This window comes from Variovorax boronicumulans (assembly GCF_040544675.1).
GTDB classification, from domain to species: Bacteria; Pseudomonadota; Gammaproteobacteria; order Burkholderiales; family Burkholderiaceae_C; genus Variovorax; species Variovorax boronicumulans_D.
In genome coordinates this window covers 125,487-149,234 of record NZ_JBEPKK010000008.1, presented here as the reverse complement: position 1 = coordinate 149,234, position 23,748 = coordinate 125,487, and the positions used below count along the sequence as shown (strand labels likewise).

At 67.5% G+C, this 23,748-nt stretch carries 17 protein-coding genes; 3 read left to right on the top strand and 14 right to left on the bottom strand.

Features of this window, described 5'->3' with window-relative positions; genetic code table 11:
• Positions 1-25: 25 nt before the first annotated feature.
• From ABIC90_RS16075 to ABIC90_RS16015, 13 genes are all read right to left on the bottom strand, one after another.
• Entirely contained in the window at positions 26-1,675 is a 1,650-nt protein-coding gene (locus ABIC90_RS16075) for an ABC transporter ATP-binding protein (protein ID WP_354355585.1), read from the bottom strand.
• A gap of 2 nt (positions 1,676-1,677) precedes the next feature.
• Positions 1,678-2,613 (bottom strand): ABC transporter permease, encoded by a 936-nt coding sequence (locus ABIC90_RS16070; RefSeq protein ID WP_354355583.1) that lies wholly within the window; start codon positions 2,611-2,613, stop codon positions 1,678-1,680.
• Positions 2,614-2,627: 14 nt separating this feature from the next.
• On the bottom strand, positions 2,628-3,569 hold the full coding sequence (locus ABIC90_RS16065; RefSeq protein ID WP_354355581.1) for an ABC transporter permease: 942 nt from the start codon (positions 3,567-3,569) through the stop codon (positions 2,628-2,630).
• A gap of 137 nt (positions 3,570-3,706) precedes the next feature.
• Positions 3,707-5,290, bottom strand: coding sequence for an ABC transporter substrate-binding protein (locus ABIC90_RS16060; RefSeq protein ID WP_354355579.1), 1,584 nt, complete (start codon positions 5,288-5,290; stop codon positions 3,707-3,709).
• A gap of 6 nt (positions 5,291-5,296) precedes the next feature.
• Positions 5,297-5,842 carry a MarR family winged helix-turn-helix transcriptional regulator gene (locus ABIC90_RS16055; RefSeq protein ID WP_354355577.1) on the bottom strand — a complete coding sequence of 182 codons (546 nt, stop codon included), beginning with the start codon at positions 5,840-5,842 and terminating at the stop codon, positions 5,297-5,299.
• A gap of 202 nt (positions 5,843-6,044) precedes the next feature.
• Entirely contained in the window at positions 6,045-7,520 is a 1,476-nt protein-coding gene (locus tag ABIC90_RS16050; RefSeq protein ID WP_354355575.1) for an N-acyl-D-amino-acid deacylase family protein, read from the bottom strand.
• Between the two features lie 16 nt (positions 7,521-7,536).
• A complete protein-coding gene (locus ABIC90_RS16045; RefSeq protein WP_354355573.1) occupies positions 7,537-8,523 on the bottom strand; it encodes an ABC transporter ATP-binding protein in 987 nt (328 codons plus the stop codon).
• Entirely contained in the window at positions 8,520-9,545 is a 1,026-nt protein-coding gene (locus ABIC90_RS16040) for an ABC transporter ATP-binding protein (protein ID WP_354355571.1), read from the bottom strand. Before ABIC90_RS16040 ends, ABIC90_RS16045 begins: the two co-directional genes overlap by 4 nt.
• Before the next feature lie 7 nt (positions 9,546-9,552).
• Positions 9,553-10,509 (bottom strand): ABC transporter permease, encoded by a 957-nt coding sequence (locus ABIC90_RS16035; RefSeq protein ID WP_354355569.1) that lies wholly within the window; start codon positions 10,507-10,509, stop codon positions 9,553-9,555.
• A gap of 8 nt (positions 10,510-10,517) precedes the next feature.
• A complete protein-coding gene (locus ABIC90_RS16030; protein ID WP_354355567.1) occupies positions 10,518-11,453 on the bottom strand; it encodes an ABC transporter permease in 936 nt (311 codons plus the stop codon).
• 24 nt (positions 11,454-11,477) lie between these two features.
• Entirely contained in the window at positions 11,478-13,058 is a 1,581-nt protein-coding gene (locus tag ABIC90_RS16025) for an ABC transporter substrate-binding protein (RefSeq protein WP_354355565.1), read from the bottom strand.
• Positions 13,059-13,194: 136 nt separating this feature from the next.
• Positions 13,195-14,640, bottom strand: coding sequence for a M81 family metallopeptidase (locus ABIC90_RS16020; RefSeq protein WP_354355563.1), 1,446 nt, complete (start codon positions 14,638-14,640; stop codon positions 13,195-13,197).
• A gap of 39 nt (positions 14,641-14,679) precedes the next feature.
• On the bottom strand, positions 14,680-15,843 hold the full coding sequence (locus ABIC90_RS16015) for an NAD(P)/FAD-dependent oxidoreductase (protein ID WP_354355561.1): 1,164 nt from the start codon (positions 15,841-15,843) through the stop codon (positions 14,680-14,682).
• A 204-nt stretch (positions 15,844-16,047) separates the two neighbouring features.
• Here ABIC90_RS16015 and ABIC90_RS16010 point away from each other — a divergent pair, with 204 nt between their 5' ends.
• The gene (locus ABIC90_RS16010; protein ID WP_354355559.1) at positions 16,048-16,761 is read left to right on the top strand and encodes a helix-turn-helix domain-containing protein; all 714 of its coding nucleotides are present in this window, start codon (positions 16,048-16,050) and stop codon (positions 16,759-16,761) included.
• A gap of 29 nt (positions 16,762-16,790) precedes the next feature.
• Here ABIC90_RS16010 and ABIC90_RS16005 read toward each other — a convergent pair whose 3' ends face one another.
• On the bottom strand, positions 16,791-18,926 hold the full coding sequence (locus ABIC90_RS16005; protein WP_354355557.1) for a LamG-like jellyroll fold domain-containing protein: 2,136 nt from the start codon (positions 18,924-18,926) through the stop codon (positions 16,791-16,793).
• A 473-nt stretch (positions 18,927-19,399) separates the two neighbouring features.
• Here ABIC90_RS16005 and ABIC90_RS16000 point away from each other — a divergent pair, with 473 nt between their 5' ends.
• The gene (locus ABIC90_RS16000) at positions 19,400-20,695 is read left to right on the top strand and encodes a hypothetical protein (protein ID WP_354355555.1); all 1,296 of its coding nucleotides are present in this window, start codon (positions 19,400-19,402) and stop codon (positions 20,693-20,695) included.
• Between the two features lie 365 nt (positions 20,696-21,060).
• Positions 21,061-23,694, top strand: a complete 2,634-nt coding sequence (gspD, locus tag ABIC90_RS15995; protein ID WP_354355795.1) for a type II secretion system secretin GspD — start codon at positions 21,061-21,063, stop codon at positions 23,692-23,694.
• The last annotated feature ends 54 nt before the right edge of the window (positions 23,695-23,748 follow it).

Genomic DNA, 23,748 nt, shown 5'->3' with positions numbered 1-23,748 from the left:
ATGAGCGAAGGAGGGCGGCGCGGTGTCAGCCGCCCCCGAAGGCGTAGCCCTGGCCCGGTGCCGCGGCCAGCAGCGAGCGCGTGTAGGACTCGCGCGGCGACTGCAGCACTTCATGCGCCGAACCCTCCTCGACGATGCGGCCCTTGTGCATCACGATGAGCCGGTCGCAGATCTGGCTGGCCACCCGCAGGTCGTGCGTGATGAAAAGAATGCCGATGGACAGGCGCTGCTGGATCTCCGCGAGCAGCTTGAGGATCTGGTCCTGCACCGACACGTCGAGCGCCGAGACGGCCTCGTCCGCGATCAGCACCCGGGGCTCGCAGGCAAGCGCGCGCGCAATGCACAGGCGCTGCCGCTGGCCGCCCGAGAACTCGCTCGGATAGCGGTGCAGCACCTCGGGCTGCAGCCGCACCAGCCCCATCAGCGCCTCCGCGCGCCGCCATGCCTCCGCAGGCGGTACGCCGAAGTTCACCGGCCCCTCGACGATCGACTGGCCGACGGTGCGGCGCGGGTTCAGCGAGCGGTTCGGGTCCTGGAACACCACCTGCACCATGCGGCGGAAGGCGGAGCGCCCTGCGGCACCTGTGCCCGCGCCATGTGCCTGGGAATGCGGCACGCGGATGTCGCCCGCCGTCGGCTCGATCAGCCGCGCGATGCAGCGCGCGACGGTCGATTTGCCCGACCCCGACTCGCCCACGATGCCCACCGTCTCGCCCGCGTGAAGCTGCAGCGACACATCGGTCGCCGCCTGCACGGTGCGGCGCTTGCCGGGCCAGGAGCCGCTGCGATAGGTCTTCGATACGCCGCGCGCATCGAGCAGCGGCTGCGACGGCGCCAGCGGCGCGCGCAATGCCGGTTCCAGGCGCGGCACCGCGTCCAGCAGCATGCGCGTGTACGCCTCCTTCGGGCGGCGCAGCACCTCGTCCTTGGCGCCGCTTTCGACCTGCCGCCCGAGCTGCAGCACCACCACGCGATCCGCAATGTCCGCCACCACGCCGAAATCGTGGGTGATGAACAGCACGGCGGTGCCGTTCTCCTGCTGCATCTCGCGGATGAGCGCCAGGATCTCGGCCTGCGTGGTCACGTCCAGCGCGGTGGTCGGCTCGTCGCAGATCAGCAGCGCGGGACGCAGGATCAACGCAATCGCGATCACGATGCGCTGCCGCTGTCCGCCCGACAACTGATGCGGGTAGGCGTCGTAGATGCGCTGCGGCTCTGGCAGACGGACCCGCTCGAAGATGCCGAGCACGCGTTGCCGGCGCTCGGCCGCGCCCAGGCGCGTGTGCTCGGCCAGGATCTCGTCGACCTGCGCGCCGCAGCGCATGACCGGGTTGAGCGCCGTCATCGGTTCCTGGAACACCATCGCCATGCGGGCGCCGCGCAGCGCGCGCAGGCGTGATGCGCTGGCCGCGAGCACGTTCTCGCCCTGCACCTCGATGCATCCGCCCGAAGGCACCAGCGACGGTGGCAGCAGGCCCATTGCGGCCTGCGCGATCACCGACTTTCCGGAGCCCGACTCGCCCAGCAGGCATACGACCTGCCCGGGCATGACATCGAAGGAAATGGCGTCGACCGCATGCGGGCGGTCCGCGCCGGTGGGCAGGTCGATGCGCAGGTCGCGCACGACGAGGCAGGGCGCGTCGCCCGACGGCGAGGTGGGGTGCGTGATGGTCATGGTCAGCCTCCGCGCTGGTTGAACTTGGGATCGAGCGCATCGCGCAGGCCGTCGCCGAGCATGTTCACCGCCAGCACCGTGAGCGCAAGAAAAGCGCCGGGCAGCAGCACGCTCGAAGGGTGCGAGCCGAAGTGCGCGCGGCCCTCGGACATGATGTTTCCCCAGGTCGGCACTTCGGAGGGCAGGCCGATGCCGAGGAAGGACATGGCCGCCTCCACCAGCATCGCAGCCGCGCAGATGAAGGTGCCCTGCACGATCAACGGCGCCACCGTGTTGGGCAGGATGTGCCGCACCATCAGCTTCCAGGCCGGCGTGTCGAGCGCGACGGCGGCCTCGACGTAGGGCTCCTCGCGCACCGACAGCACCACCGAGCGCACGAGCCGCGCCACGCGCGGCGTCTCCGGCACGACGATGGCCAGGATCACCGTCAGCAGGCTGGGCCGCCAGACGGCCACGAGCACGATGGCGAACAGGATGCCGGGGATGGCCATCATCCCGTCCATCACCCGCATGATCGCGCCGTCGAGCCGGCGGAAGTAGCCCGCGACCATGCCCACCACCAGCCCCAGTGCGATCGAGCCCAAGGCGACCGCCACGCCCACGGCCAGCGAGATGCGCGCCCCATAGGCCGCGCGGCTCCAGAGGTCGCGGCCCATGCTGTCGGTGCCCATCGGGAAGAAGCGCTCGAAGGTGTCGCCGGCCAGCGTCGTGAACTCGGCGCGCGCGCCGGGCGGCAGGTGCGAACTCGCGGGGTCCATCGTGTTGGGGTCGATGGTGTAGAGCCAGGGCGCGGCCACCGCCATCACGACCATGAGGCCCAGGAGCACGGCGCCGATGCGCACCGCGCCGTTGGCGAAGATGCGGCGCAGAAGGGCCGGCTTGCGCGCCCGAGGTGCCGCCGTCGGCAGTGCATCGGGTTGGAGAGGAATCGATGTCATGGGAAGGCTCCGGTTCAGTAGCGGATGCGCGGATCGAGCAGCAGGTAGCTCAGGTCCACCAGCAGGTTGACCACCACGTACACGAGCGAAAAGAAAAGCGTGATGCCCTGGATGAGCGGGTAGTCGCGCGAGAGCACCGCGTCCACCGTGAGCTGGCCCAGTCCGGGAATCGCGAAGATGGTTTCCGTGACCACCACGCCGCCGATGAGGCCGGCAACGCTCAGGCCGATCACCGTGGCGATCGGCACCGCCGCATTGGCGAGCGCGTGGCGCACCAGCATGCGACGCTCCGAAATGCCTTTGGCGCGCGCGGTGCGCACATAGTCTTCGGTGAGCGCTTCGGACACGGCGGCCCGCGTGACCCGCGCGATCAACGCCGCATACATCAGGGCCAGCGTGGTGCAGGGCAGCACGAGGTTGCGCAGCCAGGGCCCGATGCCGTCGGCGATGCGGCTGTAGCCCTGCGAAGGCAGCCAGCCGAGCTGCATCGAGAACACCCAGATCATCACGTAGCCCGCAACGAACACCGGCACCGAGAAGCCCAGCACCGAGGCGCTCATGATGAGTCGGTCCAGGCGCCCGCCGCGCCGCGCGGCCGCCAGCACGCCCAGCGGCACGGCGATCAGCACCGTGAGCACCATGGTCAGCGCGGCCACCGAGAGCGTGGGTTCCAGGCGCTGTGCGATCAGGTCGCTCACGCTCATCTTGTAGAAGAACGAGTAGCCGAGGTCGCCGCGCACCACCTGGCCCAGCCAGCTCGCGAACTGGCTGAGGATCGACGCGTTCAGGCCGAGCTGCGTGCGAATGCGCTCGATGTCCTGCACGCTGGCCGCGTCGCCCGCGATGGCCGCCGCCGGATCGCCGGGCGTCATGCGCAGCAGCAGGAAGACGATGACGGCCACGATCAGCAACACGGGGGCGGTGGCCAGGCCGCGACGGAGCAGGAAGTTGAGCATGCGCAGGGGTCTCGTTGAAAGGATCGGTCGTGTGTCGGGTGGCTGGTGCGGACGAAGCTGTTCCCGGGCGCCCGGCCGGCCGCCGCGAGGCAGCCGGCTCGACGCGCCGACAGGGAGCTGCGAGGGGGCGCTTGCGCCTATTTCTTCTGCACGTTCCAGTACAGCACCGCGGGCGACGGCAGCAGCCCGCTCACCGTGCCGCGGCGCACCGCGGTCGGCGCCTTGCCTTCGCCCAGTGGCGCCAGCACGCCGTTGTCCAGCGCGACCCGCTGGATTTGCGTGGCGATCTCTTTGCGCTGTGCAATGTCGGAGGTTGCGATGAAGCGCGACTTCAGCGCTTCGAGTTCCGGCTGCACCGGCCAGCCGAAGTAGCCCTGGTCGCCATTGCCGGTGAGCGGTCCGTAGCCGATCGGGCTGCTGGCATCCACGCCGCCCCAGAAGGTGATGAAGGCGTTCCAGCCGCCGTTCTCGGGCAGGTCCTTGCGGGCGCGCCGCGTCACCAGCGTGGCCCAGTCGGTGGTCTGCACGTCGACGTTGAAACCCACCTGCTTGAGCAACTGCCCGTAGACCGCGGGCATCTTGTTGAGCGCGGGCGCGTCGCCGGGCAGCATGATGACCACCGGCTTGCCGTCGTAGCCCGATTCCTTCAGCAGCTTCTTCGCCTCTTCGAACTGCGGCTTGCCGGTGAAGAAGCCGGTCTTGTCGCTCGCATAGGGCGAGCCGCAGAGGTAGATGGAGGCGCAGGGCTTGTAGAAGTCGCGGTAGGTGGCCTGTGCGCGCAGCATGGCCTCCTGGTTGATGGCCAGCATGGCGGCCCTGAGCGCCTTCGGGTTGTTGAAGGGCGGCACCTTGTGGTTGTAGATCACGGTGAACGGCCCCGCGGGCATCACGTCGACCATTTCGATCCGCGCATCGGTGCGCATGCCGGCGTAGGCGGAGGCGGGCACCGATTCGAGCATGTCGACCTCGCCGTTGAAGAGCGCGTTGGCCTGCGTCTGCGGATCGCGCAGCAGCACCCATTCGACGCGGTCCACATGCACCACCTTGCCGCCCGCCAAGCCCGAGGCGGGCTCCTTGCGAGGCACATAGGCGGTGTTCTTGCGGTAGATGACGCGGTCACCCGGGCGGAAATCTTCCTTCGCGAGCGTGAACGGGCCCGAGCCGATCATCTCCTCGATCTGCTTGTCGGCGGGCGTTTCGGCCACGCGTTTGGGCATGATGAAAGGCACCAGCGGGTTGGGCTTGCCCAAGGCATCGAGCACCACGCCGAAGGGCTGCTTGAACGTCATGCGAAAGGCCGTGGGGCTGTCCGCGACGATGCTGTCCATGGCCTCGTACATCTTCTGGCCCAGCGTGTCGCGCTTGGCCCAGCGCGCGAGCGAGGCGATCACGTCCTGCGAGGTGACGGGCTTGCCGTCGTGAAACTTCAGGCCCGGGCGCAGCGTGAAGGTCCACACCTTGTTGTCGGGGCTCGCGGTGTACTTGTCGACCATCTGCGGCTTGATCGTGCCCTTTTCGTCCATCGCGAAAAGGGTGTCGTAGATCATGAGCCCGTGGTTGCGCGTGATGTTGGCCGTGGTCCAGATCGGGTCGAGGATCTTCAGGTCCGACGAGGGCACGGTGCGCAGCACCGTTTCGCCGGAGGCTCCGGTGGAGAACGCGAGGGCCAGCGCCGCGAGGGTTGCCGCGGCGGCGCGGCAGAGCGAGGGTTGGATAGCCATGAAGCCTTACTTCTTTCGGGTGGAGGACGAGGTGGATGCAGAAGGGGAAGGTGCCGCGTCGGCGGCCTTGCTCTCGCGCAGCTGCGCGATCAGAAACTCGAAGATGTCGCGCGAGCCGGCTTCCGCATCGATGATCTTGTGAAGGATGCGGCTCAGGGTCTGCACTTCGGAGACGCTCAGGCAGTCGAGAAAGCGCGCCTCCATCTCGTGGCCGATGGGCTCCGCGCGCAGCACGAGCTGCATGCCGGCATCGGTCAATGCCAGGTGGATCTGCCGCGCGTCCTCGGTGCCGATGCTGCGCTGTACCAGCTCACGCTGCACCAGCGAAGCGACGAGCTTGGAGACCAGCGTTTTCTCGATGCCGCAGGTCTGCACCAGCTGGCCCATGGTGATGCCGGGCGCGCCGCCGATCATCCGGAGCAGCCGCACGTCGCGGATCGACAGGCCGAGTTCGATCTCGTAGACGCGCGAACCGCGATCGCGCGTTCGCTCGGACGCCAGGTCGAGCAGGACGTTGATGTAGTCGGTTTTCAGCTGGAGCGGTGCATGCATGATCGAATAGAAGAAACATTCAATAGTTGAAATGTTCAACTATATGTTCGATCCATGCAAGCTCCGGGCCAGCACGCAAGGGAAATCCCCTACAGCGGCCTGCCGCCTGGGAAAACGCGTTGAGGAGGGGTGCAGCGAGGCTGTGCCGGCGGCGTGTCGGTCACCAATCCGGTGCGGCGCACGCACCGGATTGCGATGGAACTCAGGCGGCCGCGAGCGCTCGCGCCGTGTCGGTGCGAACGATGACCTGCCCATTGCGCGCACCGCTGTGCACGCCGTGTTGCCAGGTGACCGCGCCATTCACGATCACCGCGTCGATGCCTTCGGCCGGCTGCGTCGGTGTTTCGTAGTTCGCGGTGTCGCGCACGGTCGCGGCATTGAAGATCACTACGTCCGCGTGGTGCCCCGGCTTCAGCGTGCCGCGTTCATGCAGCCCGAAGTTGCGCGCGGTGAGCCCCGTCATCTTCCACACTGCCGTCTCCAGCGGGAACAGGCCCACGTCGCGGCTGTAGTGCCCGAGCACGCGCGGAAAGGTGCCCCACAAACGCGGATGCGGCTTGTCGCCGAGCGGAATGCCGTCGGAGCCGATCATCGTGTCTTCGAAGGCGAGGACGCGCTGCACGTCGTCCTCGTCCATCATGAAATAGATCGCGCTGCCCGGCTGCAGGCGAACGGCCGCTTCTTCGCCCGACACGCCCCATTCGGCCGCTATGTCCTTCAGGTCGCGGCCCGCGCATTCGGGGTGCGGCACGCTCGATGCGATGAGCACGCGGCCGTCCATCATTCCGCGGTCGGTGCGGATCATCGTGGAGCCCGCGGTGTACGGGTAGCAATCGAGGCCGATGCACTGGTGCTGCATCGCGGCCTTGATGAAGGGCAGCGTCACCTTGGTCTTGCCGAAGTTCTGCGTGTTCTGCACCTTGTGGTGCGACACCACCACCGGGATGTCGAGCGCGCGGCCGATGTGGAAGGTCTCTTCCAGCGACTCCATCACCCGGTCGCTTTCGTCGCGCATGTGGGTCACGTAGAGCGCCTTGCGCGCAGTGAGCGGGCGACCGACTTCGATGATCTCTTCGGTCGTCGCCTTCACGGCCGGTGGGTAGAAGGTGCCGGTCGACAGGCCGATCGCGCCGGCCTGCATCGCCTCTTCGACCAGCGCCTGCATCGCGGCGATCTCGGTGTCGTTCGCGGGGCGGTCGAGGTCGGACATGACCACCGCGCGCAGCGTCGAGTGGCCCACCATCGCGGCCACGTTCACCGAGGACGGCGTGGCGCGCAGCGCGTCGAGGTACGCGGCGAAGGTGGTGAAGCGGCCTTCGGCGGGCGAGTCGAGCAGGCTCAGCGGCATCGGCAGGTCCATGTCCAAACGCAGCGGCGCGGCGCTGATGCCGCAGTTGCCCGCCACCACCGTGGTCACGCCCTGCGACACCTTGAACGGCATCTGGGCCTGCGACAGCACGGCCTGGTCGTCGTGCGTGTGCGAGTCGATGAAGCCCGGCGCGACGATGCGGCCGTTGGCGTCGAGCGTCTGGTCGGCGGTGTGGCCGGTGAGCTTGCCGATGGCGGCGATGCGTCCGTCGATGATGCCTATGTCGGCGTCGAAGCGCGGTGCCTTGGTGCCGTCGATCACGGTGCCGCCTGTGATCAGCAGGTCGTAGTGGGGTGTCTTGTCGGTCATCGGTGAGGTTCTTTCTTCAACGGAAGTGGCAGGCCACCCAATGACCGCCATGGGAAGACGAAGGGCGTTCGCTCAGCTCGGGCGTCTTCTCCTTGCACACCGCCTGTGCCATCGGGCAGCGCGTGTGAAAGCGGCAGCCCGAGGGCGGGTTCGCGGGGCTCGGCGGATCGCCCTGCAGCAGCATGCGGCGCGCGGGGGTGCGCGGGTTGGGCACGGGCACGGCCGACAGCAGGATCTCGGTGTACGGATGCAGCGGCGCGGAGAACAGCGTGTTCCGGTCCGCGATCTCCACGATGTGACCGAGGTACATCACCGCGACGCGGTGGCTGATGTGCCGCACCACCGCGAGGTCGTGCGCGACGAAGAGGTACGCGATGCCGAACTCCGCCTGCAGGTCCATCAGCAGGTTGACCACTTGCGCCTGCACCGACACGTCGAGCGCGGAGACCGGCTCGTCGCAGACGATGAGCTTGGGGTTCAGCGCCAGCGCGCGTGCAATGCCCAGGCGCTGCCGCTGCCCGCCCGAGAACTCGTGCGGAAATTTCTTCGCGGCTTCAGGCCGCAGGCCCACGCGCGAGAACAGCCACTGCACGCGCTCGCGCCGTTCGGCCGCCGCGCCCATGCCGAAGTTGCGCAGCGGCTCGGCCACGATGTCGCCGGCTGTGAGGCGCGGGTTCAGCGAGGCATACGGGTCCTGGAAGATGATCTGCAACTGCCGCCTGCGGAGGCGCATCTCGTTGGCCGAGAGTGTCAGCAGCTCTTCGCCGTCGAGCGCCACCGAACCCGAAGTCGGCTCGATCAGCCGTATCACCGACTTCGCGGTCGTCGTCTTGCCGCAGCCCGACTCGCCGACCAGCGACAGCGTTTCGCCGCGTGCAACGGAAAACGAGACGCCATCGACCGCCTGGATCGCCGGCTTCGCGGGCCGCAGCCAGCGCTTGGGGGAGATGTAGTGCTTGCGCAGGTTGCGCACCTGGAGCAGCGGGGCTGCGTTCGTCGTCATGCGGTCACCTCTGCATCGGCCCATTGTTCTTCGACGGCAAAGCACGCCACCACATGGTCGCTGCCTTGCTGCGTGAGCTGCGGCGTCTCGACGCGGCAGCGCTCGCGCGCATGGCTGCAGCGCGCGGCAAAGGCGCATCCGCGCCCCAGTTCGTGCGCGGCCGGCACCAGGCCCGGAATCTCCGTGAGCCGCGCGCTCGCGGTGTTCATCGCGGGCATCGAGGCCATCAGCGCCCGTGTGTAGGGATGCAGCGGCTGGTCGAACAGGTCGATCACGTCGGCTTCCTCGACCTTCTTGCCGGCATACATCACCACCACGCGGTCGCAGCTCTCGGCCACCACGCCCAGGTCGTGCGTGATCATCACCACGCCCATGCCCAGCTCTTTCTGCAGCCGGCGGATGAGGTCCAGGATCTGCGCCTGGATCGTCACGTCCAGCGCGGTGGTCGGCTCGTCGGCGATCAGCACCTCGGGGTTGCAGGCCAGCGCCAGCGCGATCATCACGCGCTGCCGCATGCCGCCCGAGAGCTGGTGCGGGTACTCGTTCACGCGCCGCTCGGGCTCGGGGATCTGCACCACGCGCAGCATCTCGACCGCGCGCTGCATCGCTTCGGCGCGGCTCGCGTTCTGGTGCAGCTGCACCGTTTCGGCGATCTGCCGGCCCACGGTGAGCACCGGGTTCAGCGAGGTCATCGGCTCCTGGAAGATCATCGAGATGCGGTTGCCGCGGATCTGCCGCATCTCGCGCTCGCTCAGCTGCATGAGGTCGGTGCCGCGCAGGCGCACCGCGCCCATGTGGCGACCGGGCGGCGTAGGCACCAGCCGCAGGATGGAGAGCGCGGTCACGCTCTTGCCGCAGCCCGACTCGCCGACCACGCCGAGCGTGCGGCCCGCGCGCACCGTGTACGAGACACCGTCGACCGAGCGAACCACGCCGTTGAGCGTGTGGAAGTGCGTGCGCAGGTTGTCGACTTCGAGCAGGGGCTCGCCGGGGGCGAGGGCAACGTGGGACATGGGCTTCATGGCGCGCTCACAGTTGCCGCGCCAGACGCGGATCGAGCGCATCGCGCAGGCCGTCGCCCAGCAGGTTGATCGCCAGCACCGTGGCCGCCAGCAGCAGTCCCGGGTACAGGATGATGTGGAACGCCACCGCCACGAAGTTGCGGCCTTCGGCCATCATGTTGCCCCAGCTGGGTGTCTGCGCGGGCACGCCCACGCCGAGGAAGGAGAGGGCGGCTTCGGTCAGCACCGCGGCGGCCGCGACGAAGGTCGATTGCACGATCAGCGGCGCAATCATGTTGGGCAGCACATGGCGGAACAAAATCACCGGCAGTCGCGTGCCCACCGCATGCGCAGCCTCCACATAGAGCTGTTCGCGCAACGTGAGCGCGAGCGAGCGCACCAGCCGCACCACACGCGGTATCTCGGGCACCGTGATGGCCACGATCACCGTCGTGAGGCTGGCGCGCGTCACCGCCATGAGCGCGATGGCCAGCAGGATGCCCGGGATGGCCATGAGCCCGTCCATCACCCGCATCACCGGCCCGTCGGCCCAGCGCACGAAGCCCGCGAACAGGCCGATCAGCACGCCGAACGCGGTCGCGAGCAGTGCGACCGAAGCGCCGACGATCATCGACACCTGCCCGCCCCACACGGCGCGGCTGAACACGTCGCGGCCCATTGCATCGGTGCCGAACCAGTGCTCGGCCCCGGGTGGTTGCATGCGTGCGAGCGGGTCGATGTCCTGCGGGTCGTGCGTGGCGATCCACGGCGCGGCGATGGAAAGGGCCGCAACCGCGATGAGCAGCAGCGCACCGACGATCAGCGTCGGGTGCTTGCGCACCCAGCGCCAGCGGGGCGGCACGAAGGGCGCTTCGTCGGCCTGTGAGAGATCCGCTCGGGCTGAGCTTGTCGAAGCCTTGCGCGGCGCTTCGACAGGCTCAGCGTGAACGGGTTCGTGTTTCATCGAGGGGGAGGCGAGGGACATGGCCGGGCTCAGTACTGGATACGCGGATCGAAGAGTCTGTAGCTCAGATCGATCAGCAGGTTGATCAGCACGTACACACCGGCCGACAGCAGCAGCACGCTCTGGATCACCGGGTAGTCGTGACGCTGGACCGAATCGATCACCAGCCGGCCCACGCCCGGGATGGCGAACACCGTCTCGGTGACCACCACGCCGCCGATCAGGAGCGCAATGCCCACGCCGATGGTGGTGGCGATCGGAATGGCCGCATTGCGCAGGGCGTGCCCCAGCACCGCCAGCACGCCCAGGCCCTTGGCGCGCGCGGTGCGGATGTAGTCCTCGTGCAGCACCTCGAGCACGGTGGCGCGCGTCATGCGGGTCACGAGCGCGATGTACACCAGGGCCAGGTTCACGCAGGGAAGGATCAGCCCGCGAAGCCAGTCGAAGGGGCTTTCGGCAAACCGCACATAGCCCTGCACCGGAAACCACGGCAGCTGTATTGCAAAAGCATAGATCAGCAGGTAGCCCACCAGGAACACCGGCATCGAGAACGCGAGCACCGCGAACAGCATCACCAGCCGGTCGACCCAGCTGCCCGCGCGGTAGGCCGCGAGCGTGCCCAGCGGCACCGCCACCAGCAGCGTGATCAGCATGGTGAGCGCCGCGATCGACGCCGTGGGCTCCAGCCGCTGGCCCAGCAACTGCGAAACCGGCACCTGCGTGAAGATGGAGGTGCCGAGGTCGCCGGTGAGCAGCCGGCCTACCCACACCGCGAACTGCTGCCACAGCGGCAGGTCCAGGCCCAGCACTGCGCGCAGTTTCTCGATGTCTTCCACCGAGGCGAGGTCGCCCGCGATCAGCGCGGCCGGATCGCCCGGCGACAGGTGGATCAGCAGGAACACCACCACGGCCACCACCGCCATGACCGGCAGCGTCGCAAGAAATCGTCGAAGGATGTAGCCCATGGCGTGGTCGCGGCGGCGCCGGCGTTACTTGTCGAGCATCCAGACCGTCGGCATGCCGGCCCAGAGTTTCTCGGTGCCCTTCAGGCTGGCGCGGGCGGCATACGCGGCCGAGTACTGGCCCGCGTTGATGTACGGCACGGCCTCGTAGGCGCGGGTCTGGAAGGCGTCGAGGATCTCCTTGCGCTTGGCCGGCACGGTCTCTTTGAGCCAGGCGTTGCGCAACTCGTCCAGCGGCTTGTCGCAGGGCCAGCCGGGCAGCGTGTTGCCGCAGGCCGCGCTGAGATACGCGTTGGTGATCGGCGAGTTGACGTCGAACTCGCCGGCCACCGTGACGTACATGTTCCAGCCGCCGGCCTCGGGCGCATCGCGCTTGGCGCGGCGCGCGCCGATCGAGGCCCAGTCCATGGTCTGTGCGTCGACGTTCATGCCGATGCTCTTCATGGTCTGCGCGGCCATCAGCGCCTCGGCGTTGAGGTAGGTCACGTCGCTGGGCACCAGCAGCGTGACCTTCTCTCCCTTGTAGCCCGAGTCCGCGAGCATCTTCTTGGCCTTGGCCACGTCGGGCTTGCGGTAAGGGTCGGCGCCTGCGCCGGTTTCATTGGGGCTGCCGCAGATGAAGAAGGTCTGGCAGTAGGCCATGCGCATGTCCAGCGGGTAGCCCATGGCCGCGACAAAGCGCTCCTGGCTCACCGCCTGCAGCAGCGCCTGGCGCACCTTGGGGTTGTTGAAGGGCGGCAGCAGATGGTTCATGACCAGAAAGCCCTGGTAGGTGCCGCCGGAGCCGATCTTCACCCCCGGGTCGGTGCGCAGCGGCGCGATGTAGTCGGGCGGCACCTGCTCCACCAGATCGACCTCGCCGCGCTTGAGCGCCGCGATGGCGCTGTTGGCGTCGGGCAGGTAGAGCCATTCGACGCGGTCGAAGGTGGTTTTTTTGCTGCCGGCCAGGCCGCTGGGCGGCTCGCTGCGCGCCACGTAGTTCGGGTTGCGCACGAACACCGTCTTGTTGCCCGGCACCCATTCGTCGCGCTTGAAGATGAAAGGGCCGGAGCCGATCACCTCGGGCAGCGGCGAGGTCGCGGGCATCTTAGCCAGCCGCTCGGGCAGGATCACCGGCGGAAAGCTCGACGGCTTGGCCAGCCCCTCGAGCACCAGGCCGAAGGGCTCGGTGAGCGTGAGCGTGAATGTGCGCTCGTCCACGGCCTTCCATTCGGCACCGCCGGCCACCATGGCGCGGCCGATGCTGTCGCGCGCGGCCCAGCGCTGCAGCGAGGCGATGGCGTCGGCCGAGGTGACCGCGGCGCCGTCGGAGAACTTGAGGCCGGGGCGCAGCGTGAAGCTCCACTGCTTGCCGTCCTTCGACGAGGTGTACTTCTCGGCCATCTGCGGCTGCGGCTTGCCGTTCGCGTCCTGCGCGAACAGCGTGTCGTAGACCATGTAGCCGAAGTTGCGCGAGATGTAGGCGGTGGTGAAGGTCGGATCGAGGATCTTCAGGTCCGCATGCGCCACCACCTTCAGCGTCTTGGGCGGCGGTGTCTGGGCGAGCGCCGGGAGGCACGCGGCGGAAAGCGCCAGAGTGGCAAGGGCGGCAAGCGTTCGTCGTTTCATCGTCGGTACTCCGGTAGAGGCTGAAAAGAAGTGGGTCGGATTCATTCGCGAACACCGCGGAACCGGCTTTGCCGGGCCGCTGGTGTTGCCCCCTGGAAGGGGGTTGGAGGCCACACGAAGTGGGCAAGCCTGGGGGTCATGCCGTGATCGGCCACTTGGGCAGGCGGGCCTTGCGGTAGGGCAGGGTGTTGAGATCGAGCGTCACCGCGCCAGGTGCGCCTGCATAGATCACATGCTTCGCAACCTTGGAATACGACGCATAGAAGTGCTGCGACGACTTCACCACGATGATCTTTTTCGCTGCCAGGTCGCAGCCCAGCTGCGTGAACAGGTCGGTGCCCATCGCCTGGTTGCGCAGCGTGATCAGCACGATCTCGATACCGTTGGCTTCGACGAGCGCGCAGTCGCCCATCGGCGTGGGCGTGCCGGCAAGACCCGTCATGACGAGGTCGTGCATCAACGCCTTCACCGTGCATTCGAGGTCCAGCGGATCGCCCGAGAGCGGGCTGATCTTGCCGCCGATGCGCATGGCCAGCTTGGCCCCCACGCCCGCATCGAAGGCGATGCGCACCGCAATCGGATCCCACAGCGGGCCGAGCGCCGCGTTGGCGATGCCGCGCTCGACCATGCGGCGCAGGATGAAGGTCGAATCGCTCGCCGCGCCGCCGCCGGGGTTGTCGGCGCCGTCGGACAGCACCACCGGGCCGCCGTCGAAGGCCAGGGCTTCGTCGAGCGAGGCGTCGATGCTCGGGTAGTTGACCGTGAGGCCGTCGCGCATGGCGATCACTTCATCGGCGAGCTGGCGGGCCAGTGCATCGGCCTTGGCCTGGTCGCCGTCGGCGTAGACCAGCACCTTGGTGCCCATCTCGGGCACATCGCCCCATGAGAAACCGTGCGTGAGCGAGACCGAGAGCACGCCATCCTTGCCTTCGAGCGACTGCATGCGCTGGACGAAACCGCGCGCCGGCTCGCGCGAGGTGTGCACCGTGACGATCATGTCGCAGTCGACCACCGCGGCCACCGGCTTCACCTTGCCCTCGACCATGGCGGCGCAGATGTCCACCAGTTCGAGCCCGCGCTCGAGCACGTCGGTGTGCGGATATTCCTTGAACGAGATCATCAGGTCGGCGTTGGCGACCATCTCGGGCGTGAGGTGGTTGTGCGGGTCGAGCTCGGCGCCGATGACCACCTTCGGCCCCACGATCCGGCGCACATGCGCCAGCAGGTCGCCTTCGCAGTCGTCATAGCCGTCGGCCACCATCGCGCCGTGCAGGCCGAGCAACACCATGTCCACCGGCAGCACCGCACGCAGGTCGGCCAGCAGTTCGTCGCGCAGCGTCTCGTAGGCGTGGCGCGTGGTGGTGCCGCTGGGCTGCGCGCCGGCCACCATGCCTTCGAAGAGTTGCCAGCCCTTGTCCGCACCGCGCATGCGCGCCGCCCACAGCGGGCCCGAGAACAGCGTCATCGCATCGGGGTGCTTGCCGGCGGGAAAGTGGCCGCGGTCCTTGAAGGAGGCCAGGCCGGTGGGCATCGGGCCGAAGGTGTTGGTTTCGGTGGCAAGGGAGGCACTGAAGACACGCATGGGATGGTCTCTTGGGTTGTTGTGGGGTGAGTGTTCTTTTCAGGCCGAAGCAGCAGCGATGCGAAGCCGCTGCGGACCCAGCATCTCGGCCGTGAGCCCGAAGGCCGCGATGTGCGCGGGCAGCGGCAGCCCGCGTGCCAGCGCGGCGCAGGCTTCGCCCATCGCCGCCGAGGTCTGTATGCCGTAGCCGCCTTGCGCCGCGACCCAGAAGAAGCCGGGCGCATCGGGCTCGAAGCCGCCGACCAGGTCGCCGTCGGCCACGAAGGAGCGCAGCCCGGCCCAGGTGCGCGCAGGCCGGCGGATGGTGAGCGTGGTCGCTTCCTCGATGCGGTGGATGGCGATGGCGATGTCCAGCTCTTCGGGCTGCACGTCCTGCGGATCCACCGGGTCGGCATTGGCCGGCGAGCCCAGCAGCATGCCGGCGTCGGGCTTGATGTACCAGCCCTCGTCGGCACCGAAGACCATGGGCCAGTGCGCAACGCTCGCGCCCTCGGGCGGCGCGAAGACAAAGGCCGAGCGGCGCCGCGGCTCGATGCCGATGGGCCGCACGCCCGCCAGCCGGGCGATGGCGTCGACCCATGCGCCCGCGGCGTTGATCAGCACCGGGGCTTCGTAGACCGTGCCGCCGGCCGTCACGCGCCAGCGCTCGCCGATGCGTTCGATGGCCGTCACGCCCGCATCGCACACCAGCTTGCCGCCGGCCTGCCGCATGCCGCGCAGGTAGCCCTGGTGGATGGCATGCACATCCATGTCGGAAGCATCGGGCTCGTACACGGCGCCGGCCACCTGGTCCGCGCGCAGCACCGGCACCATGGCGATGGCTTCCTCGCTGCTCAGGCGCCTGGCGCCGGTGTCCATGGCGCGAAGCACGTCCCAGTGGGCATCGAGTTCTGCGAGTTGCGCTGTGCCGCCGACCATCATCGCGCCGCGCGGCGTGAGCAGCGGGTGCTCGGCAAAGCCCTCGGGCGGGTGTTGAAGGAAGGCGCGGCTTGCCATGGTGAGGGCGCGCACCTGCGGCGTGCCGTAGCTTTCCATGAAGAGAGCGGCCGAGCGGCCGGTGGAGTGATAGCCCGGCTGGGCCTCGCGCTCGAGCAATGTCACACGGGCATGCGGCGCCAGCCAGTGGGCCACCGAAGCCCCGGCAATGCCGCCGCCAATCACAAGGTAGTCGGCCGTTGCGGGCGCTGGTGAGTTGGAGGTCATCGGCGAAAAGTGTAGGTAGAAATTTGCGTATACGCAAATAAAATGCGGGATACCAAGGGGAAACCATGGTGCACCGCTTCGGTGAAATTTGCGTCAATGCAATTTGCGTATACGCAACTTCCGGGCCTGCGCCATGCGGGTTGCCATGGGTGGCGGCCCGGCCCGCTGGCAGAATCGCCCTGCATCACAAAAAGAAAGCCAAGCGTGAATCCACACACAGGGACCAAGCCGGGGACCAGGCAAAAGGACGAGGCGCCCACGCTGGACCGCACCACTTTCGGTCATCGCCTGCGCACCGCGCGCAAGCGTTTCGGCTGGACGCTGGCGCAGCTGGCGGAGCGCTCGGGCGTGTCGATCACCACCATTTCGCGCGCCGAGCGCGGGCAGCTTGCGCTGGGCTACGAAAACTTCACCGCGCTGGGCCGCGCGCTGCAGATGGACATGAACGCGATGTTCGCGGGCGCAGGCGTCAAGCCGGCGCAGCTCGACGGGCCGGTGGTCACGCGCGCGGGCAAGGGTGTGGTGTACCGCGGGCTCTCCATTGCCTACGAGTTCCTGGGCACCACCGCGGCCGGCAAGCAGATGAGCCCCATCGTGGGCACGGTGCATGCGCGGCGCATCCATGGGCCTGAAGACTTCGTGCGGCACACGGGCGAGGAGTTTGCGTATGTGCTCTCGGGCGAAATCGAGGTGCACTTCGACAACGGCGAGATGGTGCGCCTGTCACGCGGCGATTCGCTGTATTTCGACAGCCGCATCGGCCATGCCTATGTGAGTGTGAGCCGGCAACTGGCCAAGATCGTGGGCATGACCTCGGGCGAGAGCGGCCACATGAAATCGGCGCGCGAGGCGCCTGTGTTGAAGCCGGCGCGCAAGGTGGCGGCACCGAAGAAGGTGGCGCGCGGCGGCAAGGGCTGAAGCGCCGACGACGCGGCGCCGGCGAGGCGTCAGGCCTGCACCAGCGCCGCGATCTCCGTGGCGCCGAGTGCGCCGCTGTAGAGGCGGAAATCGTCCACCCGCCCCTTCAGGTCGGGATCGATGGCGAACTGCGAGCGCCCCAGCCAGTTCTGCGTGGTCTCGCCGAGGTCGAAGGGGGCGAGCGTCATCTGCGGGTTGCTGCCGGCTTCGGTGCCATCGACATACAGCGTGCCGAGCGTGCCGGACAAGGTCACCGCCACATGCACCCAGCGGCCGGTTGCCAACGGCTCGGCGCCGTCGATCACCTGCTCGTTGTAGCCGTGGACCGTGGAGATCGCATAGCGCACCGCTCCGGCGTTGCTGCGCGCCGTGAGCATCATGTAGCGGCGCTCGCCCGAGCCGAAGTCGAACACGCGGGACCATGTGGCGGCGCTGTCCAGGAACACGCGGGCCGCGATGGTGAAGTCGGCGACGTTCTTCGCCAGGCCGACCGCGAGGCTGGCGCGGGTGCTCGTGCTGCCGTCGGGCTTCCACTGCAGCAGCAGCTCGGGCTGCATGGCCACCCGGGCTTCGGCGGACGGGGCGCTGTCGCCCGACGCTGTGGTGGCGATGATCGCGTAGTGGTACGTGCCCGTGGCGCCGGCCGATGCATCGGTGAAGGTGAGCGTGTCGGCGATGCCCGAGGCGATGGTGTCGTACGGGCCGCCCGCGGCTGTGGCGCGCAGCACCGAGTAGCTCAGCGCATTGGTGCAGCCCCACCAGGACAGCTGCACCTGCGTGCCGCGCAGGTGTGCCGTGAGGCCGCTCGGCCGCAGGGGCGTTGTGAGCGGATCGCGCGTGAAGGTCAGCGTGCCGAAGCCCAGCTGGTCGCCGTTGTTGCTGTCCCCCTCGGGGCGCATCTGGATGGCCTGCAGCTCGCTGTAGGGCGTCGCGATGCCCAGTCGGTTCGCGTAGTGGTTGTGCACGCTCTCCCAGATGCCTCGGCGATTTCCCTGGCCTGCCGTCGACAGCACGGACTGCGTGCCCTGCCTGTTGATGTTGGTGAAGAAGGGCACCGTGTAGAAGGCGCCGGAGCCATCGCGCAGGTTGGACTTGGCCACGTACTCGGCGCCGGCCAGGAAGCGGTTGTTTTCGTAGCCGTAGATGTCGTCGCCCTGGTTCCACGCCATCTCGCAGAAGGCGCCTGCCAGGCCGATGCCCAGCGTGCAGTGTCCCTGGTCCCGCCCGCTCTCCTGCCACTGGCCCAGATTGCCGGGATGCACCTCATATACCGCCTGCAGGCCCGCGCCGTTGCCCTGGCCTGTCTTGTAGTAGCCGATGGCCTGGTCGTAGATGTCCTGCCTGTCGCACAGAACGCCGATGGCCAGCATCGAGGCCATGGCGCACTGGTCCCAGTTGGCCCAGTAGTTGGTGATCTGGGCGTCGTTGTGATCGCGAAGGAAGCTTTGGTTGAGCGGATAGAACAGCTTCAGCATCATGTCTTGGAAGCGCGCGAAGTCTTCCGCCGCCCAGCCGCTGTAGGTGCGCATGATCTCGGCCGCGTTCGCGAACTGGTAGCCGTAGATGCCGCCGGCGAGAAAGCGGTCCGCATTGCCCGTGAGCGATGTCAGCGTGGAGGACCATTCGTTCAGGAAGACCACCGCCAGGTCGGCATAGCGCGCGTCCTGCGACACCTTCCAACGCAGCGCCAGCTGGTAGGCGCGCGCGATGTCGATGTACATCTGCGCGAAGTTCTGCCCGTCGCCGCCTCGGATCACGGTGGCCAACGGGCGCGGTTTGGCACCGAGCTGCGCGCGGCCGTTGGACGTCAATGCATTCCAGCCGCTGAGCCAGGGTTGCGCCTGGTCCTTGACCTTCTGGCGCATGCGCTCGAAGTCGCTTTCGGTGTGCAGGAGGCCGGGGTGGACGAACTTGCGTGCCTGTGGGGACGGGTCCGGGGCAGGGGGCGGAGCGACCGCAGGGTCGTTGGAAGGATCGGCAGGGGCAGGTGCCGCGGGCACGCCTGGGGCACCGGGTGTCGTGGCGCCCGCGGCGGTGCCGGGAACAAAGAAACTGCCGCTGTCGCCGCCGCAAGCTGTTGTGCCCAGCGTGACAAGGCCGATTGCGCCTGCGCAGAAGGCACGGCGGTCCAGGGAGGAGTTGTTCTTGTTGTTCGATGAAAGCATTACAGAAGGAGAGTTGGGAGGCGTGTGCGATGCCCGTTGGACGCAACATGCATGCCGACCGGGTGAACGAACTGGATGGTTTTTCTGCAAGGCAGATCGGGTTTGCGGGATGTCAGCTTCGGTTCAGCGATTTGCTTGAGGGGCGTACCTCATGCCACGACGGACACGCGGCTCTTCGAGGATGCGGACGGCGTCGAGCGGGGTGCTGATGTAGCACATGCAGTCCGGAAGCCGCAATGCCATTGCATCGAAAAATGAGTGGCTGAATCTCGTTTTTCGACTGGGTCGGCTTTTGTCAGTCGCGATGCGAAGGCCGGCCACTATTTGTCGCACGCCGAATCCGGAGTGACGCTGCGTGTCACTTTCCGGCTCGATTCGCGTGCTCCGCTCGTGAAAACAGAAATGGGTATGGATCGTGCGCCACGGCATTGCTGCCCGTGGGCGGTGCCTTTCAATCTCAAACAACTCTTTCCATGATCAAGTTTTCCGGACGATGCTTCTCTGTGCTCACGCTTTCACTGCCGCTGTTGTTGCTTGGCTGCGGTGGCGGAAGCGGTGGTGGCCAAGGGGGCGGCCTGTCCGGCCTGTTCGGCTTCGCCGGAAGCAGTGGCAGCCCAGGCGCAAGCGGCGCAGGGCAGGGTGGCGACAGCCAGGGTGAGGGTGAGGGCGATGCGGGCGATGCGGGCGGCGCGGAAGAAGAAGGAACTTCGTCCGTCGCAGCGACCACCGCCTTGGTGAGCAGGCTCGGCAAGCCCGCGCGGGTGCTCATCGGGCTCGGCTCGGGCAGTCCCATCGACGAGATGAAAAGCCAGGACATACACCCGGACATCATGGACACCTACCTCGTGGGCGTCGGCGCAGGCGCCTGGCCCACCTGGAACAGTCCTGAGGGGGCCTACCTCACCTACACCGCGCAGGCCATTCGAGACTACGGCGCGATTCCCATGTACACGCTGTACCAGATGACGGCGAACGGCGAGGGCAATCTCGGCGGCATCAACGATGCGGCGTTCATGAACAAGTACTGGGCTCAAGCTCGGCTGATGTACCAGCTCATTGCGAATCTCGACGGCCCCGTCCTGGTCAATCTGGAGCCGGACTTCTGGGGATTCGTTGCGTCGCAGGCGACGGATCGCGATGCCACGAAGATGCCCGCCGTCGTGAGCAACCAGCCCGAGTGTGCTGGCTTGCCCAACTCCGCCGCGGGCCTGGGCCAATGCCTGGTGCAGATGGGCCGGCGGATCGCGCCCAAGGCGCTGGTGGGATTTCCGCCCGCGTTCTGGAGTGGCACAGCCGCCGAGATCGGTGCGCAGATGCGAGCGGTCGGCGCCCACAAGGCGGACTTCATCGTCGCCCAGACCAGCGACCGCGACGCAGGCTGCAGGGAAGTCGACCCGATGCCCGACGAATGCAAGGGACGAAGCGGGCCGTTCTATTGGGACGAAACCAACATGACCAGCCCCAACTTCCACGAATCGCAGCGCCAGATTTCGGAGTACCGCACTGCACTCGGCAATGGCCTCCCCATCCTGTGGTGGCAGACGCCGATGGGCGTGCCCTCCGACACGCCCGGCGGCACCGACTGGCACTACCGTGACAACCGTGTGGACTACATGCTGCGCAACACGCAGGAGTACGGCGACATCCACACCTTTGCCATCGTCTTCAGCCCGGGAGGCAGTTTTCAGACTTCGATCGCTACCGACGGGGGTCAGTTTGCACGCCTTTCGGGCCAGTACTTCGCGCGAGGCGGGGCTGCCTTGAAGTAGCGGCAAGGGCCTGCGGCCAAGCGCCGGAGCGCTGGCCACGCCGACGCTAAATTGCCACGAAGCACAAGCATGTGAAGGACCTTTTGCCTGCACATGCTTGCCCGCGTCATCGTTAGCTAAGAGAATTCAATTAACGTTAGGTTACATATGTGGATTGTCGCGGCCTACCCCGCTTTGCCGTCTGGCCCAGCGGGGTTTGTCATTTACGGCGCTGCGCGAACACGGCAATCGACTCGCCGTTTGACCCATTTTGCAACACGCGGCATGCCGCCAGGCCCGGTCTTTTGTCTTTGAAAATCGTTGATGCGTTCTCTAGTACTCGTCCGTTGCCGCGTGCATCGCACACCGATGGCCGCGGCGGCAAGATGAGCGCCATGGCGAGCCGCGTCCGTGCCCTGGGCTTGGGTTTGCTCGTGGCCGGCACATTCGGCGCGGCCCATGCGCAGAACGCGATCAAGGCGGTCACAAGCTCGATGCAGCAGGGCGAGGAGGTCATCCAGATCGAGCTGGCGCAACCGCTCGCGGACCTCCCCGGCGGGTTTTCAGTGCAGAGCCCTGCGCGCATCGCATTGGACTTTCCCGGTGCCAGCAACGACGTCGGACGCAACGCCATCGAGGTGAATCAACCCAACCTGCGCTCGATCAATGTGGTGCAGGCAGGCGAGCGCAGCCGGGTGGTGCTGAACCTCAGGCAGCCGACGCTCTACAAGGCGCAGATGCAAGGCAGGTCGCTGCGGGTCACCCTTCAGGCGATTGTCGAAACACGCCCGGCCGAGTCTTTGCTGCCGGACACGCTTGCTGTTCCTGCCGCGCCGACGTCGGGGCGCAACGGGCCGGTCACGCTGAACTTCGCCGACGCCAGCATCGAAGCCGTGGCCCGCACCATTGCGGTGGTCACCGGGCGCGACGTGGTGGTCGATCCGCGCGTCCGGGGCACGATGAACCTCATGACCGACCGCGCCGTCCAGCCGGCCGCCGCCTTCGACCAGTTCGCCGCGGCGCTGCGCATGCAGGGCTTTGCGGTGGTGGAGTCCGAGGGCCTCTACAAGGTGGTGCCCGAGGCCAGCGCCAAGCTGCAGAGCAGCGCGGTGAACACCTCCATCGGCGCGATATCGTCGTCGGGCAGCAACCAGATCGTCACGCAGATCTTCAGGCTCCAGCACGAATCGCCCGGCAACCTCCTGCCGGTGCTGCGCCCGCTGATTCCGCCCAACAACACCATCAACGTGAACCCGGGCAACAACTCTCTGGTGATCACCGACTACGCGGACAACATGCGGCGGCTCGCGCGCATCGTCGCGGCGCTCGACGTGCCCAACGCGTCCGATGTCGAGATCATCCAGCTGAGGCACTCGATCGCCACCGACGTGATCCCGTTGCTGCAGCGGCTGATCGATGGCGGCGGCTCGGGCGCAGCGGGCGCGGGTGCTGCAGCGGGCACTGCCGACACCGCGTTTCGCACCACGCTGCTGGCCGATCCGCGCAGCAACTCGGTGCTGCTGCGCGCGGCCAACCCCGCGCGCGCGCAGCTCGTGCGCTCGCTGATCGACAGGCTGGACCGCGCGCCCATCGAAACCGGCAACGGCGCGGCCGGCAACATCTACGTGGTCTACCTCCGCAACGCCGATGCGGTGCGCCTGGCCGCCACGCTGCGCGCCGCGATGGCGGCGAACCAGCAGTCCGGCGGGCTGGGTGCGGCAGGCACTACGGACAGCAGTCCAGCGCCGCAGCAGGCCGTGCAAGGCGGCACCAGTGGCACCGGCGGGCAAGGCGGCTCGCCTGCCGCGAATGCGCCGCTCAACAACGCCAACCAGCCATCGACCGGCGGCCAGATCCAGGCCGACCCGACGACCAACTCACTCATCATCACGGCGTCCGAGCCGCAGTACCGCCAGATGCGCGCGGTGATCGACAAGCTCGACGGCCGGCGCGCGCAGGTGATGATCGAGGCGCTCATCGTCGAGGTCGGCGCCAACAAGGCCGCGAACTTCGGCGTCCAGTGGCAGAGCGCGCTGGGCAACAACGGTGTGGTCGGCACCAACTCCAGCCTCAACAAGACCAACATTCTCGCGCTCACCCAGGCGCTGGCCACCCGCAATGCCGGCAGCCTCGCGTCGTCGATCCAGCCGGGGCTGAATCTGGGCCTGGCCGGCAAGATCGGCGGCCAGTACATCCTGGGCGCCATCGCCAGCTTCTTCAGCAGCGACGGCGACGCCAACGTGCTCTCCACGCCCAACCTGCTCACGCTGGACAACGAAGAGGCCAAGATCGTCATCGGCCAGAACGTCCCCTTTCCGACGGGCTCGTACGCCAGCACCTCGGGCTCGGTGGGCGTGAATCCGTTCACCACGGTGGAGCGCAAGGACGTGGGCCTCACGCTGCGCGTGCGCCCGACCATCAACGAGAACGGCACTGTGAAGATGACGATCTTCCAGGAGACTTCGAACGTCGATGCGGCCACGCTCACCAACGCCAACGGCCCCACGACCAACAAGCGCTCGATCGAGTCGAGCGTGCTGGTCGAGGACGGCGGACTCATCATGCTGGGCGGCTTGCTGTCGGACACATACAACACCAACATCGAGAAGGTGCCGCTGGCCGGCGACATCCCGGTGCTGGGCAATCTGTTCAAGAACGAGAACCGCACGCGCAACAAGAGCAATCTCATGATGTTCCTGCGCCCCACGGTGATGCGCGACGGCGCCTCCAGCGAGGCCTTCGCCTACGACCGCTACGACGAAATTCGCGGCATGCAGCAGAGGGCGCAACCGAACACCGACAACGTCATGCTGCGCAACGTGGACGCCGCGCCCGTGCTGCCCGACGCACTGCTCGCGCGCTCGCCCAACCGCGGCGAGGGCAGCCTCAGCATGGAGGGCACGCGCCTCATTCCTGCACCGCGAGCAGCGGCGGACAACGGCCGCAAGGCAGTGCCGAGCCCGATGCGCGGCGCCTTGCCTCCCACCGCGGACCCGGCCAGCGGACACGAGCTGCCGTAGGGCGCGTTAGCGGGCGGTGGCCCGCAAGCCCTGGATCAGCGCGAAGGCAGGCAG